At 66.5% G+C, this 14,999-nt stretch carries 12 protein-coding genes and 1 pseudogene; 4 read left to right on the forward strand and 9 right to left on the reverse strand.

From position 1 onward, the window contains the following. Positions 1–12 precede the first annotated feature (12 nt). The 3 genes and pseudogenes from QUE68_RS19420 to QUE68_RS19430 form a co-directional block, all read right to left on the reverse strand. Positions 13–2,144, reverse strand: a pseudogene (locus tag QUE68_RS19420) (molybdopterin-dependent oxidoreductase). A gap of 61 nt (positions 2,145–2,205) precedes the next feature. Then, the gene (locus tag QUE68_RS19425) at positions 2,206–3,213 is read right to left on the reverse strand and encodes a dihydrodipicolinate synthase family protein (RefSeq protein ID WP_286274273.1); all 1,008 of its coding nucleotides are present in this window, start codon (positions 3,211–3,213) and stop codon (positions 2,206–2,208) included. A 29-nt stretch (positions 3,214–3,242) separates the two neighbouring features. Further along, positions 3,243–4,004: a crotonase/enoyl-CoA hydratase family protein gene (locus QUE68_RS19430; RefSeq protein WP_286274274.1), complete on the reverse strand. Its 762-nt coding sequence runs from the start codon at positions 4,002–4,004 to the stop codon at positions 3,243–3,245. Positions 4,005–4,141: 137 nt separating this feature from the next. Here QUE68_RS19430 and QUE68_RS19435 point away from each other — a divergent pair, with 137 nt between their 5' ends. Then, positions 4,142–4,873 carry a TetR/AcrR family transcriptional regulator gene (locus QUE68_RS19435; RefSeq protein ID WP_286274275.1) on the forward strand — a complete coding sequence of 244 codons (732 nt, stop codon included), beginning with the start codon at positions 4,142–4,144 and terminating at the stop codon, positions 4,871–4,873. On the opposite strand, the gene QUE68_RS19440 is transcribed toward QUE68_RS19435, so the two are convergent. The 5 genes from QUE68_RS19440 to fabG form a co-directional block, all read right to left on the reverse strand. Next, positions 4,857–6,032, reverse strand: coding sequence for a thiolase family protein (locus QUE68_RS19440; protein ID WP_286274276.1), 1,176 nt, complete (start codon positions 6,030–6,032; stop codon positions 4,857–4,859). The two genes, QUE68_RS19435 and QUE68_RS19440, sit on opposite strands and share 17 nt — an antisense overlap. Positions 6,033–6,132: 100 nt before the next feature. After that, positions 6,133–6,810 (reverse strand): GntR family transcriptional regulator, encoded by a 678-nt coding sequence (locus QUE68_RS19445; protein ID WP_286274277.1) that lies wholly within the window; start codon positions 6,808–6,810, stop codon positions 6,133–6,135. Then, entirely contained in the window at positions 6,794–7,987 is a 1,194-nt protein-coding gene (locus tag QUE68_RS19450) for an acyl-CoA dehydrogenase family protein (protein WP_286274278.1), read from the reverse strand. The genes QUE68_RS19445 and QUE68_RS19450 overlap by 17 nt, the downstream gene beginning before the upstream one ends. Continuing rightward, the gene (locus QUE68_RS19455; RefSeq protein ID WP_286274279.1) at positions 7,984–9,198 is read right to left on the reverse strand and encodes an acetyl-CoA C-acetyltransferase; all 1,215 of its coding nucleotides are present in this window, start codon (positions 9,196–9,198) and stop codon (positions 7,984–7,986) included. Before QUE68_RS19455 ends, QUE68_RS19450 begins: the two co-directional genes overlap by 4 nt. Continuing rightward, positions 9,198–9,974 carry a 3-oxoacyl-ACP reductase FabG gene (fabG, locus tag QUE68_RS19460; RefSeq protein WP_286274280.1) on the reverse strand — a complete coding sequence of 259 codons (777 nt, stop codon included), beginning with the start codon at positions 9,972–9,974 and terminating at the stop codon, positions 9,198–9,200. The genes QUE68_RS19455 and fabG overlap by 1 nt, the downstream gene beginning before the upstream one ends. Positions 9,975–10,029: 55 nt before the next feature. Between fabG and QUE68_RS19465 the strand changes: the two genes are divergently transcribed. Further along, the gene (locus QUE68_RS19465; RefSeq protein ID WP_286274281.1) at positions 10,030–11,211 is read left to right on the forward strand and encodes an acyl-CoA dehydrogenase family protein; all 1,182 of its coding nucleotides are present in this window, start codon (positions 10,030–10,032) and stop codon (positions 11,209–11,211) included. Between the two features lie 12 nt (positions 11,212–11,223). On the opposite strand, the gene QUE68_RS19470 is transcribed toward QUE68_RS19465, so the two are convergent. Beyond that, a complete protein-coding gene (locus tag QUE68_RS19470) occupies positions 11,224–11,676 on the reverse strand; it encodes a MaoC family dehydratase (protein WP_286274282.1) in 453 nt (150 codons plus the stop codon). A gap of 397 nt (positions 11,677–12,073) precedes the next feature. Between QUE68_RS19470 and QUE68_RS19475 the strand changes: the two genes are divergently transcribed. Both QUE68_RS19475 and QUE68_RS19480 read left to right on the forward strand, forming a co-directional pair. Continuing rightward, the gene (locus QUE68_RS19475; protein WP_286275875.1) at positions 12,074–12,814 is read left to right on the forward strand and encodes a hypothetical protein; all 741 of its coding nucleotides are present in this window, start codon (positions 12,074–12,076) and stop codon (positions 12,812–12,814) included. After that, positions 12,811–14,964 carry an Rv1355c family protein gene (locus QUE68_RS19480; RefSeq protein ID WP_286274283.1) on the forward strand — a complete coding sequence of 718 codons (2,154 nt, stop codon included), beginning with the start codon at positions 12,811–12,813 and terminating at the stop codon, positions 14,962–14,964. Before QUE68_RS19475 ends, QUE68_RS19480 begins: the two co-directional genes overlap by 4 nt. Positions 14,965–14,999 lie beyond the last annotated feature (35 nt).

Below are 14,999 nucleotides of genomic sequence, written 5' to 3' on the forward strand. Positions count from 1 at the left end.
ATCGCGGGTACCTCAGCGCTGGGCGGGCCCCACCTGGACTGGCACTCCGGTGAGCCACGACATACCCGCCAGCGCCTCCATCTCGGAAGGATCGCTGGACATCAGCTGATTGACGTTCACCCCCGCCGTCTGATTGGCCAATTGCCAACCACCGCTTCCCTTGTGGCCCCACCCGTGAGGAATCGCGACCGTGCCGCGGACGATGCCCTCCGTGAGCGAGACCGGTAGCGCGATCCGGCCGTGTGCCGAACTGACGGCGATCGTGTCGCCATCGGCGATCAGCCGGTCCGCGGCGTCATCGACGTGCATGACCGCCCGCTGCGTTCTGCCCCACGCATCAGCAGCGGCGTGTTGTGCATCCACGAATTCTCCGAACGGGGCTCGCGCATGCCGATCATCCGCATCGGGTACTCCGGGGACTGGCCGCGGCCGACCATGGCGGTGATTTCGGCCGCGATGTCGTCGTGGGCGAGTCGGGCCCGGCCATGGCGGTACACCACCACTTCGCCAAGAACCGGAGTCTTGATGTGTTCCGCGACGACGACACCGTGTGGATGCCAGCGACTGAGACGTCGAAAGGTCAGGCCGCCGCGCCGCAGGCCATACCGGTTGCCACCGTCCGACAGCCGGATCATCCCGTCCACAACCACACGGGGATCCAGCCGATACCCGAAAGCTCCGAGCGTCTTTCGGGCCGCCCCGAGGATCGCGAATACGGGCGTGCGCCGGGCCATCCTCGCCATCACGTCGGCAACGATGTCCCACTCGGTGCGAACCTCTCCCGGAGGATCGACGACCGCGTCGGTGACCTGACGGAACGGTGTCGCCTGAAACTGCTGGAACGTCAACGCGAAGTCGTCGCGCTCGTACATCGTCGTCACCGGTAGCACGTAGTCGCAGTGCGCGGTGGTCTCGTTGACGTACAGATCGAGTCCGACCGCGAGTTCGACTCCCTCTAGGGCAGTCTCCAACTCGTCACCGTTGGGCACGGACAGGACGGGGTTGCCCGCGCCGATGAACATCGCCTTGATCTGCCGATCGCCCGGGGTCGACATCTCCTTGGCCATCAATGCCGCCGGCTCCGCGCCGATGACCGCTCGGAATCCCCCGACGCGGGTGCGCTTGCGTCGATAACCCCGGCGAAGGACCGCACCCATAGCGACGAGTCCCCAACGCTGACCGGGTATCCCGAGTGTGCTGAACACACTTCCGCCGGGCCGGTCAAGGTTGCCCGCCACCAGGTTGACCGCGTCGATGAGATAGGACGTCAACGTGCCCTGGCGCCCGACGCAGGTACCGAGTCGCCCGTACACCGCCGCCCTCGGCGTCTGCGCCAGGTCGGTGGCCAATGCTCGGACCACCTGCGGCTCGATGCCGGTGTGACGCTCGGCCTCCTCGGGCGTGAAGGGGCCGGATCGTGCTTCGAGCCAGGCCAATCCGTCCGCTTGGGCCGCCGCCGCCACCCGGTCCACCAGTCCATCGGCGAACATCACCTGCAGCAGGGACAGTAGAAGGTAGGCGTCTCCGTCGGGCACGATGCCCAGCCACTCGAACTGAGCGGCCGTCTCCGAACGTCGGGGATCGACGATCACGACCCGCCCGCCGCGCTTCACGACGTCGTGCATGCGGTCCTTGATGCGCGGCGCGGTCAGGAAACTCCCATGGGACACCACCGGATTGGCGCCCATCATGACGAGCAGATCGGTACGCATCAGATCCGGAATGGGCACCGACATCGGCCAGCCGTACAGAAGCTGGCTGGCGAGCAGGCGGCTGCTGGTGTCCTGCGAGGACGACGTGAAGAAGTGACTCCTGCGTCCCACTCCCTTGATGAACGTCAACGCGCCGAGCACGTGCGAATAGCTGAACGCCGCGGGATTGCCCATGTACCAACCGAACGCACCCGAGCCATGCCGCTGATGAATATCGTTGCACCGCAGAGCGATATCACGCATGGCAGCTTCCCACGAGACGGGCTCGAACGATCCGTCTTCGCTCCGCCGCAGGGGTGTGGTGACGCGGTCGGGATCGTTCACCACTTCGGTGAAGGCGATGCCCTTCTGACAGGCGAAACCGGCCGACAGCGGATGGTCCCGGTCGGGACGCAGCTCGATCAGCTTGCCATCCTCGACGGTGGCGACCATGCCGCATAGGGGCTCGCAGATCCGGCAGAAGGTCGGCTTGTGATCGATCACCGGTCACCCGTCATGCGTCGACCAATCCGAATCGCTGGTAGGCACTGCGTATCTGGACCTTCGCCGCATCGGGGAGGACCGCCTGCGGGGGCCGGGAATGTGGGTAGTCGCCGATCGGTAGGCCGAGCAGCGACGCCGCGTACTTGAACGCGCCGGCCCAATGCGTGAAGTAGTCCGGACGCCCGGGGTAGCAGGTGTACCAGGACCCCCGGTCGAGCTCGAACTGGTCCATCCCCGTCACCCGCGCGTAGTCCATGGCTTCGATCAGCTTGTCGTCCCACACCAGATTCCAGTACTCGCGCAGGATCCGGCGCTGCGGTGTCTCCATCAGATAGCCCACGGTGCCGAGTTGGGCGGGACCCACGATGCCCTCGCGCAGCCACCCGGCGCGGTAGACGGTGGTGTCGCACTCCCAGATCTGCAGGTCGGGAGCCAGCTCGTGCAGCCGACGACTGTTGGCGGGCCGGAACGCGCCCTCCTTGGTGGCGCACACCGCGGGGATCTCGTCGGCGATGCGAGCACTCTCCGCGGCCGTCAGCACGTATCCCGAGGACGGCGAGTTGAACATGCCGAGCGCGATGTCGGTGCGGTCGGCGATGTAACGGAAGAAGGCGAGCACCCCTTCGCCGCCGTGCGTCTCCATCATGGGCGTCTGCACGTACACGATGTCGGCGCCCGCCTCCTGCGCATGCAGGGTCAGCTCGAGGCAGTCCTTCGCCGCGGTGGCCGTGGTGCAGGACTGGATCACCACATCGGGATTCGCCGCACGGGCCTCGGCGATCGCCACGTCGAGCAGTCGTTTGCGCTCGTCGAGCGTCAGCGCCCAGAACTCTGCCAATCCGCTGGTGCACCAAAGCATTTCGTGGCCGAGCTCACCAACGCAATAACGAATCAGCGTGCGGTAGGCATCCCAGTCGATGTCATCGCCGTCGGTTCCGCAGAACGGTGTGTAGAGCGAGTCGCCGATGCCCCGCAACCCGTGCCGCGCCCACTCGCGGGCTTCCTTCGCCGTCGCCATCTTTCGGCTCCCTCGTGATGATCGGCGCGTCAGGAACCCGTCCAGTTCGGCGCCCGCTTCTCCGCGAACGCCGTCGCACCCTCCATGGCGTCCTTCGAAGCGAACACCGGCATGATGAGTTCCTGCTGCTTGCGCCACATCTCGTCTTCGCTCCACCCGGCGGACTTGACGATGACCTCCTTCGTCACCGCCACTGCCAGCGGACCGTTGGCCGAAATGCGCTCGGCGAGAGCCAATGCCCCCGCGAGCGCTTCACCGGGTTCGGTCAGGACGTTGACGAATCCCCACTGGGCGGCCTGTTCAGCGGTGAAGCTCTCACCGGTCAACGCGAGCTCGAGCGCCTTCTGGTAGGGAATCCGGTGCGGCAGTCGCAGTAATCCGCCACCGGCCGCCACCAGGCCCCGCTTGACCTCGGGGATGCCGAACTTGGCGACCTTCGACGCCACCACCAGGTCGGTCGCCAACACGATCTCGGTGCCTCCGGCGAGGGCATAACCCTCCACGGCGGCGATCACCGGCTTGCGTGGCGGGCGCTCGGTGAAACCGATGCCACGACCCGGAATCGAGGGCACCTCACCAGCCATGAACGCCTTGAGATCCATGCCGGCGCAGAAGTTGCCACCGGCCCCCGTGACGATCGCGACCGATAACTCAGGCGTGTCGTCGAGTTCGTCCATCGCGTCCGCGAGTCCCTGCGCGACGGCCAGATTGAAGGCGTTGCGCGCCTCCGGCCGGTTGATGGTGATGACGATCGTGCGCCCCTGGCGCTCGGTCAGAACTTCGTCGGCCACGTTGCCTCTCTCGTCCTTCGAATGCGCCAGACGGCGCCGGTGCAACCTACTGGAGGAGGTTCGATGGCCAGGTTATCGGATGGCTACCGGTAAGGTTCACGGTATCGTTCCCCGACTCGCCCGGTAGGGAGGCTCAGGTGTCCAAGCCCGCGTCCACCGAGAAGCGCGTCCGCCGGGTGCGTGGCTCCATCAATCCCGGCGACATCATCGAGGGCGCTTTCGAACTCGCCGAGACGGTCGGGATCGACAACCTCAGCATGCCATTGCTGGGCAGGCATCTCGGCGTGGGCGTGACGAGCATCTACTGGTACTTCCGCAAGAAGGACGATCTGCTCAACGCCATGACCGACCGCGCACTCAGGGAATACGTGTTCGCGACCCCCTACGTCGAGGCCGAGAACTGGCGCGAGACGCTCGGCAACCATGCCCGCGTGATGCGAAAGACGTTCCTGGCCAACCCCATTCTGTGCGATCTGATCCTCATCCGCTCGGCCCTCAGCCCGCGGGCCGCCAAGGTCGGCGCCGCCGCCGTCGAGAAGGCGATCGAGAACCTGGTCGAAGCGGGGCTGTCCGCACGGGACGCCTTCGACACCTACTCGGCCGTCTCGGTGCACGTCCGCGGATCCGTGGTCCTGCAACCCCTCTCCGACAAGAACCGATCCACCGAGGAGGCGTTCGACGAAGCTCGGATCATCGACGCCGAGACCGCGCCGCTGCTGGCCGAGATCACCGCGGCGGGCCACCGGATCGGTGCCTCCGACGAGAAGAACTTCGAGTTCGGCCTCTCCTGCCTGCTGGACAACGCCGAACGCCTGATCGAGGCGCCGCCGACAGCCCTGGGATCTCCAGCCCTTAGACCTCGACGATGACCGCGCCGCCCTGACCGCCACCGGCACACATCGCGGCCATGCCGATACCGCCACCGCGACGCTGCAGTTCATAGATCAGCGTGGTGACCATGCGCGCACCGGACGCGGCGATCGGATGACCGAGGCTGCACCCGCTACCGGAGAAGTTCACCAGCTCCTCGTCGAGCCAGTACTCCTTGCACGCCGCGATGGGGACCGAGGCGAAGGCCTCGTTGATCTCCCACAGTGAGATGTCCGACGGCTTCAGCCCCGCCCGGTCGAGCACCTTGCCGATCGCCTTCACCGCGCCCAGCCCCGTATCGCGCGGCGGTACTCCGGCGGCGCCCCACGCCTTCACGGTGGCCATCACCGACAGGCCCTTGGCCAGCGCGTAGTCGCGGTCGACGACGGCCACGGCCGCACATGCGTCGTTCGTGCCGCTCGCGTTGCCCGCCGTGATCGAGAAGCCCTCGATCTCCGGGTGCAGCACCTTGAGCCCGGCGAGCTTCTCGACGGTGGTGTCGCGACGGGGATGCTCGTCGACGCTGAAATCGATCACCGAGCCGTCCGGCAGCTCGATCTTCAGCGGGAGGATCTCGTCGAGGAACTTGCCCGCGTCCATTGCGGCGATGGCGCGGTGGTGCGAACGGGCCGCCCAGGCGTCCATCTCCTCACGGGTGATGCCCATGGCCTGTGCCGTGTTCCATCCCACCGTGATCGACATGTCCTTGGCTGGCGCATCGGGCGTCTCGACGTGGGTCGGCGGCATCCACCGCTCCTCGAACTTGAGCTCAGGGCCGGGGATGCGCCAGTTCGTCAGCGGCGTCATCGACAGTGACTGCACGCCGCCCGCGATCAGCACGCGTTCCATCCCGGAACCGATCTGTGCGGAGGCGTTGCCGATGGCCGTGAGGCTGCCCGCACAGTGCCGGTTGACCGACTGTCCGGGTACGTGCGACATCCCGGTCGCGTCGGCGGCGTAGCGAGCGAGGTCACCGCCGCCGTAGTGCGATTCGGCGAAGATGATGTCGTCGATGTCCGCAGGGTCGATGCCGGACCTGCGGACGACCTCGGGCAGGACCGCGGTGATGAGGGTCTCGGGGGGTGTGTTGACCAGGGCGCCCTTGAACGAGCGGCCGATCGCGGTCCGGACCGCTCCGACGATGACAGGTGTTGACATATCTCACGACCTCGGTGTTGGGCGTTCACTACGTTACAAAACTAACAGAGAGTGTATCGCGATGGGTAGGCGGTGCCGCACCCCGTGATGCCGCACCCCGCTAGACGATGACGCCGCGCGCGACGAGGTGCTCGGTCAGCGGCGCCACCCCGACGGTGAAGTGCTCCGCCATGGCCGACCGCGCGCCGTCGGCGTCGCGCCGCTCGAATGCGGCGAGCACGCGACGGTGGTCCCTCGTCGACTGTTTCGGCCACCCGGACAGCGTCGGGAAGACCGACTCGGGCGCGTAGCGCGTGATGCCCGACATGAACTGGGTGAGCTTCGGCGAGTCCGCCACCACGTTGATCAGCCGGTGGAACTCGTGGTTCAGCCGAACCGTGCGATCGAGATCTCCGCCGCCATAGGCCTCTTCGAGCTCATCCTGAATGGCGCGCAGGTTCGAGAGCTGTTCGTCGGAGATCGTCTGGGCGGCTCGCGCAGCGAGTTCACCACCGATGAAGGCCTGCACGTTGGCGACGTCGGCCATGTCTTGGGCCGTGAGCTCTTGGACGATGAAACCGCGCCGCGGCTGCTGTACCAGAAGCCCCTCCGCACAAAGGTTCAGCAGCGCCTCGCGCACGGGCGTCACGCTGATACCGAGCTCTACTGCGAGTTGGTCGAGCCGCAGATACTCAGCCGCACGGTAGGTGCCGTCGAAGATGCGCCGCCGGACGAAACGGGCGACGTCGTCAGCGAGTTGCGGGCGGGCCGCGAAACCCGGGTCAGAGCTGGTACTCACGCAGCAGGCTCTTGCTGATGATCGTCTTCTGAATCTCGCTGGTGCCCTCACCGATCAACAGGAACGGCGCATCGCGCATCAGCCGCTCGATCTCGTACTCCTTCGAGTAGCCATACCCACCGTGAATGCGGAAGCTCTGCTCGGTGACCTCCGAGCAATATTCGCTCGCAAGGTATTTCGCCATTCCGGCCGCCACGTCGTTGCGCTCGCCCGAATCCTTCAGCCGGGCCGCGTGCACCATCATCAAGTGGGCGGCCTCCACCTTGGTCGCCATCTCGGCGAGCTGGAACGCGATGGCCTGGTGCTCCGCGATGGGCTTGCCGAACGTGCTGCGCTGCTGTGCGTACCGGATGGCCAGCTCGAAGGCCCGGATGCTGACCCCGCAGGCGCGGGCCGAGACGTTCACCCGGCCGACCTCGACGCCGTCCATCATCTGGAAGAAACCCTGCCCCGGCTGCTCGCCCAGCACGTCGGCGGCGTCGGCCCGGTAGCCGTCGAAGAGCAGCTCGGTCGTGTCGATGCCCTTGTACCCCAGTTTGTCGAGTTTGCCGGGGATCACCAGCCCGGGCAGCACCTCGCCGAAACCAGCCGGCTTCTCGATCAGGAACGCGGTGAGGTTGCGGTGCGGTTTGTCGGCCCCCTCATCGGTCTTCACCAGTGCGGCAACGAGTGTGGAGCTGCCCCCGTTGGTGAGCCACATCTTCTGGCCGTTGATCGTGTAGTCACCCTCGGCGTCGCGCACGGCCCTGGTGCGGATGGCCGCCACGTCGGATCCCAGCTCCGGCTCGGACATCGAGAAGGCGCCACGGACTTCACCGGTCGCCATCCGGGGCAGGAAGCGCTGCTTCTGCTCATCGGTGCCGTGCTGGCGGATCATGTACGCAACGATGAAGTGCGTGTTGATCACACCGGACACACTCATCCAGCCGCGGGCCAACTCCTCGACGCACAGCGCATAGGTGAGCAGCGACTCCCCCAGCCCCCCGTACTCCTCGGGGATCATCAGCCCGAACAGGCCCATCTCGCACATCTTGTCGACGATCGCCTGCGGATAGGCGTCGGCGTGCTCGAGTTCCTGGGCGTGCGGAATGACCTCCCTGTCGACGAACTGACGCACGGTGGCGACGATCTCGGTCTGCACCTCGGTGAGGCCGGCCGTCTGGGCGAGCTTGCTCATTCCGCAACCCTCTCGAACACGGCTGCGAGCCCCTGGCCCCCGCCGAACCACATGGTCTCCAGCCCGTAGCGGGCGTCGCGCCTTCGCATCTCGCGCGCGAGCGTCGCGAGCATCCGGCCGCCGGTCGCTCCCACGGGGTGACCGAGCGAGATGCCCGAGCCCTGCACGTTGGTGCGATCGAGGTCGGCTGGCGTGAACTTCCACTCCCGTATCACCGCCAGCGCCTGCGCGGCGAATGCCTCGTTGAGTTCGATCAGATCGATGTCGGCGAGGCGCAGTCCAGCGTTGCCCAACGCCACCTCAGTCGCCGGCACCGGGCCGATGCCCATCACGTTGGGCGGCACCCCCGCGACACCCCAGGACACCAGCCGCACGAGGGGCTTCAGGCCCAACTCGGTAGCCTTCGCACGCGTGGCCACCAGGCACATCGACGCCGCGTCGTTCTGCCCGCTCGCGTTACCCGCCGTCACGGTGGCTTCCGAATCCTGCTTGCCAAGAAGCGGTTTCAGCTTTCCCAGTGACTCCACCGAGGTGTCCGCACGCGGATGTTCGTCGGTGTCGATCACCTCGTCCCCGGCGCGGCTGCTCACGGTGACGGGAATGATCTGGTCGGCCAGCAGGCCGTCCCGCTGCGCGGCCACGGCTCGGCGATGCGAGGTGACGGCCAGTTCGTCCTGCTCCTCGCGCCCAATCCCGTACTGGCGCCTCAGATTCTCAGCGGTCTCGATCATGCCGCCGGGCACCGGGTAATCCCTACCCCCCGCCGTCGTCCGGCCACGATTGAGAGCGTCGTGGACCTTCACCCCGCCCCTGGCCCCACCCCAGCGCATGTCCGTCGAATGGAATACGGCGTTGGTCATGGATTCCGCGCCGCCGGCGACGACGAGCTCGTTCTGCCCGGTGCTCACCTGCATGCACGCCTGAATCACGGCCTGCAGCCCAGAACCGCAACGACGATCGAGCTGCATGCCGGGCACGGTCACCGGCAGTCCCGCATCGAGTGCCACGACCCGGCCGATCGCCGGCGCCTCCATACTCGGATAACAGTGCCCGAGAATGACGTCCTCGACGGCGTCGGATGCGACACCCGTGCGGTCCAGCAACCCGCGCAGGGCCGCGACGCCGAGTTCCACGGCGGTCAGGGACGTGAACATGCCTCCGTACCGCCCGATGGGCGTGCGGACGGGCTCGCAGATCAGGGCGTCCACCATCAGATGTGTCTGCCGCCGGTCACTTCGAGCACCGTGCCGGTCATGTACGACGAGAGGTCGGAGGCCAGGAAGAGCGCGACGTTCGCCACTTCGGCGGGCTCGCCGGCCCGGGCCATCGGAATCTCGGCCAGCTTGGCGTCCCAGATGCGTTGCGGCATGGCCTCCGTCATGGCCGATCGAATCAGACCCGGCTGGATCGCGTTGATCCGCACGCCGAGATGGGCGACCTCCTTGGCCGCCGCCTTGGTCAGCCCGACGATGCCTGCCTTCGCCGCGGAGTAATTGGTCTGGCCGATGAGGCCCACCTTCCCCGAGATCGACGAGATGTTGACGATCGCGCCACTCTTGTTCTCCCGCATGATGTTTGCAGCCTTGCGGGTGCCGTTCCAGGTCCCCTTGAGGTGCACCGAGATGACCTGGTCGAACTGCTCCTCGGTCATCTTGCGCATGGTGGCGTCGCGCGTGATGCCGGCGTTGTTGACCATCACGTCGAGGCTCCCGAACCTCTCCACCGCGGCCGCGACGAGTGCCTCCACGTCGTCGGCCCTCGTCACGTCGCAGCGCACGGCCGTCGCGACCTCGTGTCCACCCAACTTCTCGACCGCGGCTTCGGTGGCGGGCAGGTCGAGATCGCCGAGCACCACGCGGGCGCCCTCGGCGACATAGCGTTCGGCGATGGCGAACCCGATTCCCTGCGCCCCGCCGGTGACCACTGCGGTCCGTCCCTCGAGCAATGCCACGTCGTACCCGTCCTTCCTGCGTCCCAGCTCCAACATAAAATATGATATTTCCGCATCAAACCATCTCGCCCCGGTCAGGAGAAACCCGCGCATGTCAGAGCCCGCCGTCGGCAGTCAGGTCAGCGATCAGGACTTTCGGGACATCCGAGACGCGACGCGCGACTTCGTCCGGTCGGTGGTGATGCCCCGCGGGTTGGAGATCGCCAACGGGAACGCCGTGCCAGACGACATTCGCGAACAGACGAAGAAGATGGGACTCTTCGGCTACGCGATCCCTCAGGAGTGGGGCGGGCTCGGGCTGGACATCACCCAGGACGTCGAACTGGCGCTGGAATTCGGCTACACGACCCTGGCGCTGCGCTCGATGTTCGGGACCAACAACGGCATCGCGGGTCAGGTTCTGGTCGGCTTCGGCACCGATGAGCAGAAGGCCCGCTGGCTCGAGGGGATCGCCTCGGGCGACGTCGTCGCATCCTTCGCCTTGACCGAGCCCGGAGCCGGGTCGAACCCAGCTGGGTTGCGCACCAAGGCCATTCGCGATGGTGACCAGTGGGTGATCACCGGACGCAAGCAGTACATCACCAACGCGCCGACCGCCGACCTGTTCGTGGTCTTCGCGCGCACCCGTCCCGCGGACGCCGACGGCCCAGGGATCGCGGTGTTCCTGGTGCCCGCCGACGCCGCAGGGGTCGAGGTCGGCGCCAAGGACGCCAAGATGGGCCAGGAGGGCGCATGGACCTCCGACGTCAACCTCGACGCCGTGCGCGTCGGCGACGATGCACTGATCGGCGGTGCCGTCGACGTGGGCTACCGGGCTGCCATGACCTCCTTGGCCAGGGGGCGCATCCACATCGCCGCGCTGTCGGTCGGGGCGGCTCAGCGCGCGCTCGACGAGTCGGTGGCCTATGCCGCGACGGCGACCCAGGGCGGCACGGCGATCGGCGAATTCCAACTCGTCCAGGCCATGATCGCGGACATGCAGACGGGTGTGATGGCCGGCCGGGCACTGGTCCGCGACGCCGCCAGAATGTGGCTCACCGGCGAGGATCGTCGCATCGCCCCGTCGACGGCGAAGTTGTTCTGCACCGAAATGGTGGGCCGCGTGGCCGATCTCGCGGTCCAAGTCCACGGCGGCGCCGGGTACATGCGCGACGTTCCCGTCGAGAGGATCTACCGGGACGTACGACTCTTGCGACTCTACGAAGGCACCAGTGAGATCCAGCGTCTCATCATCGGCGGTGGTCTCGTCAAGGCGGCGCAGCGCAAGTCCTGACCGAGCCGACGCTCACGCGATGTAGCGAACGATCGACTCCGCGACCGCGGCCGGCTTGGCGGAGTCCTCGATCTCGACCGTGATCGTCGTCGTTGCCTGAACCGCCCCGTCGAGCTGTTTGATCGCCGTGATCTCGCCGCGAGCGCGAATCTTCGCGCCCACCTTGACGGGGGTGATGAACCGCACCTTGTCGTAGCCGTAATTCACCGCCAGCGCGATGTTGTCCACCCGGTAGAGCTGATGAGAGAAATGCGGCAGCAGCGAGAGCGTGAGCAGACCGTGGGCAATGGTCCCACCGAACGGCCCACTGGCCGCCCGCTGGGGGTCGACGTGGATCCACTGATGGTCGTCGGTGGCGTCGGCGAAGAGGTCGACGCGATCTTGTCCAATTTCCATCCAGTCCGTCGGTCCGAGTTGGCTACCGAGTGCCGTCGCAAACTCGTCGAGATCCTTGAAAACCTTCACGCTTACTCCTTCTCCTGCAAGAGATGATGATGAATTCGGTCGGTATCGCACCCGTGAAACCGGTATCTCGCCCGTGAACAACGTCCGGATTAAAACAATGGCATGCATACGCAGAAATTTGCCGGTAAACCATCAGCTATTGGTCACCTAAGGCCGTCGATGTCGTCGACCTGCGTGGATGACAACAAGCCATTTCGCCGTAATTGAGGCTTGATTAGCCAACCATCCTTGCTGCTCCGGGGGTGACGACTGGACTTCGGAAAACTTCGGAAGCCTAGCTGGGATGAAGCGATCGTGGGACTGATACTTATTTCGCGAGACATATCACCCTCCCATGGGAATGCCCGCGGCCGACGAGGACTCAACCCTCGTCGGCCGCCTTACGAACGAGGTCCCGATGCACCCTCAACCGATCGAATTAGGATTCCCGGCCGACAGCGGTCCCCACGACAACATCAGCTGGTGGGACGCCGAGGCCGACTGCACGATGGTGCTGTCGCGACCCGACGTCGACCGCGACCTTTGGAACGAATACCTCCGCGGGGCGGAGCAGAGTTACCGCCGTCACGGGGTCGAACGAGCCGTCGACGTTGCCGAGGTCAGCAAGGGCACCGACACCGCGATGTTCTGGGCGACGCTCGACACGGCGGGACGGGTGATCGGTGGTCTGCGCGCCAAGGGCCCGCTGCTGTCGGCCGACGACTCGCATGCCACCGTCGAATGGGCGGGACAACCGGGTCTCGACTCCGTGCGCAAGATGATCGACGACCGCGTCCCCTTCGGCGTCCTCGAGATGAAGACGGCGTGGACCACCGACGACCGTGACCGCGCCCGGCGATTGTCCACGGCATTGGCACGCACACCGTTTCACGCAATGGCATTGTTGGACATACAGTTCTGCATGGCGACGTCCGCGCCGCACGTCCTCGAGAGGTGGCGTACGTCGGGAGCCGTGGTCGCTCCGATTCCAGCTACGCCGTACCCGGACGAGAGGTACCGTACGAAGATGATGTGGTACGACCGTCGGACATTCGCCAATCACGCTTCGCCGGAACAGATTCCGAAGATCTTGAGGGAGATGAGCACCGTGTCGAACCAAACCGAGGTTCAGCTGGCGAGCCTCGCGGCCGCGCAGTGACGGACACCCCCATCTCAGACGGTGTCGCACGAGTTCTCGATCCGGGAGCCGAAGAGGACGCACGACTGCTGGCTGCGCTGCGGGCCGACGAGAAGATCGAATTCGTCGACACCTGGGCTGCCCAGCGGGCGGCGTTGGGCCGACTGGTGCCCGGCGTCGAGGCGGATCTCGCCGAGGAGTCGCCACGCTTCGTGCACTACCCATGGCGCCGGGCGGTGGTGAAGACCCTTGGACCGCGGTCGTTTCGTCGACTTCGCCTGGACCGCAACCGGAATCTGATCACCACCGAGGAGCAGGATCGCCTCGGGCGGTTGCAGGTCGGCGTCATCGGGCTGAGCGCGGGTCACGTCGTCGCGCACACCATCGCCATGCAGGGACTCTGCGGTGAGCTGCGGCTCGCCGACTTCGACGATCTCGAGTTGTCGAACTTGAATCGCGTACCGGGTGGATTGTTCGATCTCGGCCTGAACAAGACCACCGTCGCAGCCCGCAGGATCGCGGAGCTGGATCCCTATCTCGTGGTGCGCACCGCCCCCGCCGGGATAACCGCCGAGACCCTCGACGAATTCCTCGACGGCCTCGACGTCGTGATCGAGGAATGCGATTCGCTCGACCTGAAGGTCGGCATCCGACGGGCCGCGCGGTCACGTCGGATGCCAGTGCTGATGGCCACGAGCGACCGTGGGCTCATCGACGTCGAGCGATTCGACCTCGAACCCGACCGGCCCATCTTCCATGGCCTGCTCGGTGACGTCGACCCCGAGTCACTGACCGGCTTGAGCGCCAACGACAAGGTTCCGTACGTTCTGCGTCTCATCGAAGTCGGCGGCTTGTCCGCACGGGCGGCCGCCTCCCTCCTCGAGGTGGGCCACGCAGTTGCCACGTGGCCGCAGATGGCCGGTGACGTGACCCTGGGCGCGGGTCCCATCGCGGAGGCCGTCCGGAGAATCGGCCTGTGCGAGCCACTTTCATCGGGTCGAGTCCGACTGGACGCTGGCGCCGCACTGGACCGGATCGCGACGCCCAGCCCACTGCCAACCGCCGCAGTCGACGGCACCGGACGCACCGCGCACCAGCCCAGGTCGACGGAGCCCGGTGACACCGTCACGGCCATGCTCAGCGCTGCTCTGCGTGCACCGTCGGGCGGCAACGTCCAGCCCTGGGTCATCGACGCGTCGACCGATGGGGTCACCGTTGCGCTCGACCCCGCTCGCACGTCGACCATCGACGTCGGTCGGCGCGGAAGTGCCGTCGCGGTCGGGGCCGCGGCCTACAACGCCCAGGTGGCCGCGGCCGCCTGCGGCGCCCGGAGTCGGGTCGACTTCGAAGAGGACGGCGACGCGTCCCCTCTGATCGCCAGAGTTCGTCTCGAAGACGGTACCGACGACGAACTGGCGGGCCACTACGACGCGATGCTGCGGCGTGAGACCAACCGCAGCCGCGGCGAAGGCGCCTTCCTACCCGCCGGGGTCGCCGACCAGCTCGTCGCGACGGCGCAACGGGAAGGCGCGCGGCTGGATCTGATCACGTCCCGTCCCGCCATCGACGAGATCGCCGATATCTTCGCCGCCGCCGACCGGATCCGCTATCTGACCAGCAGGCTTCACGAGGAGATGATCTCCGAGCTGAGATGGCCGGGCGACGTCGACCCAGACACCGGCATCGACGTGGTCAGCCTCGAGCTGGGCCCCCGGGGGGATCTCGCACTCGAGATCCTGCGTCGGCCCGACGTGATGGCGGAGTTGTCGGTCTGGGGCGGCGGGGAGATCCTCGGCGACGAGACCGCCGCGGGACTCAGGGCGAGCTCGGGGTTGGCGGTACTTCGCGCGACCGGGCGCAACCTGACCGATTATGCGCGCGGCGGTGCGGCGGTCGAGGCGACGTGGATCGCCGCCCAGGAACTCGGTCTGGCAGTGCAACCCATCTCACCTCCGTTCCTCTATGCCACCAACGACGCCGAACTGCAGAACGTCTCACCGAAGCACGCCGAAGAGCTGGCTGAGTTGCAAACGAGATTCCGCGCGGCCGCAGGCATCGCTAACAACACGGCTGACGCAATGATCTTGATGCTGCGGCTGTCGGTGGCAGGACCCGCCACGGTTCGGAGCCGACGACGGGGCGTCAATATCGACCCGCCACCGCTACCCTGATTCGGTGTCCGTGGAAAATTCGCGCCTCAGCCTCG

Source organism: Mycolicibacterium sp. TUM20985, assembly GCF_030295745.1.
Taxonomy (GTDB): domain Bacteria; phylum Actinomycetota; class Actinomycetes; order Mycobacteriales; family Mycobacteriaceae; genus Mycobacterium.

Excerpts from the sequence above, each read along its gene's own strand:
- QUE68_RS19425 (WP_286274273.1), bottom strand. The coding sequence starts at position 3,213 with ATGGCGACGGCGAAGGAAGCCCGCGAGTGGGCGCGGCACGGGTTGCGG.
- QUE68_RS19440 (WP_286274276.1), bottom strand. The coding sequence starts at position 6,032 with ATGTCAACACCTGTCATCGTCGGAGCGGTCCGGACCGCGATCGGCCGC.
- QUE68_RS19450 (WP_286274278.1), bottom strand. The coding sequence starts at position 7,987 with ATGAGCAAGCTCGCCCAGACGGCCGGCCTCACCGAGGTGCAGACCGAG.
- QUE68_RS19455 (WP_286274279.1), bottom strand. The coding sequence starts at position 9,198 with ATGGTGGACGCCCTGATCTGCGAGCCCGTCCGCACGCCCATCGGGCGG.
- fabG (WP_286274280.1), bottom strand. The coding sequence starts at position 9,974 with ATGTTGGAGCTGGGACGCAGGAAGGACGGGTACGACGTGGCATTGCTC.
- QUE68_RS19465 (WP_286274281.1), top strand. The coding sequence starts at position 10,030 with ATGTCAGAGCCCGCCGTCGGCAGTCAGGTCAGCGATCAGGACTTTCGG.
- QUE68_RS19475 (WP_286275875.1), top strand. The coding sequence starts at position 12,074 with ATGCACCCTCAACCGATCGAATTAGGATTCCCGGCCGACAGCGGTCCC.